Source organism: Candidatus Chryseopegocella kryptomonas (assembly GCF_001536065.1).
GTDB lineage: Bacteria > Bacteroidota > Ignavibacteria > Kryptoniales > Kryptoniaceae > Kryptonium > Kryptonium kryptomonas.
The window spans coordinates 1-613 of sequence record NZ_CZVW01000041.1 but is presented as its reverse complement, the minus strand read 5'-3'; the positions used below and the strand labels follow the sequence as shown (position 1 = coordinate 613).

At 37.4% G+C, this 613-nt stretch carries 2 pseudogenes; both read right to left on the bottom strand.

Going from position 1 to position 613, the window contains the following annotated elements:
- A pseudogene (locus tag AWW83_RS10090) lies at positions 1 to 394 on the bottom strand (porphobilinogen synthase); the annotation flags it as partial.
- Positions 395 to 415: 21 nt separating this feature from the next.
- Positions 416 to 613: pseudogene (locus AWW83_RS09945) on the bottom strand (hypothetical protein); the annotation flags it as partial.

Here is a 613-nt window from a genome sequence, read left to right as displayed (position 1 = left end):
ACAAACAAACATCGGTTATAACAACAAGTTCGGGGATTTCCCTTTTCAAAGCCCTTACCGTCCTCTGTATTATGCCATTTTCGTCATACGCCTCTGAACCGAATTCGTCTTTTCTTTCTGGAATCCCAAACAAAATCACAGCTGGAATTCCAAGCTTATAAACTTCTTCACACTCACGAATTATATTATCTATTGATTGCTGAAAAACTCAGGGCATTGACTTGACCTCACGCTTAACATTTTCACCCGGACAAACAAAAAGCGGATAAATGAAATCATTCACAGATAACTGCGTTTCAGCAACCATTTTTCTAAATTGCTCCGTCATCCTCAACCTACGAAGACGAATTGTCGGGAAACCAACCGCTTGAGTTGTAAATTGTGCAATCGCCATTTTTACACCTCCAAATTTGTTTTAAACTTTTTTATTTTCAACCCTTTCTTCCTCTGGGTCTGCAACTTTTGGTTTCGGTTCAGGTATCAAAACCGAAGCAAGTATTGAAATTGTAATTATGCTGAAAACTATCAAAAGCGCAATAACAGTTGGAATTTTGTAAAAGTCAGAAATTAACATCTTAACACCTATGAAAACAAGCACAGATGTTATGTTTGC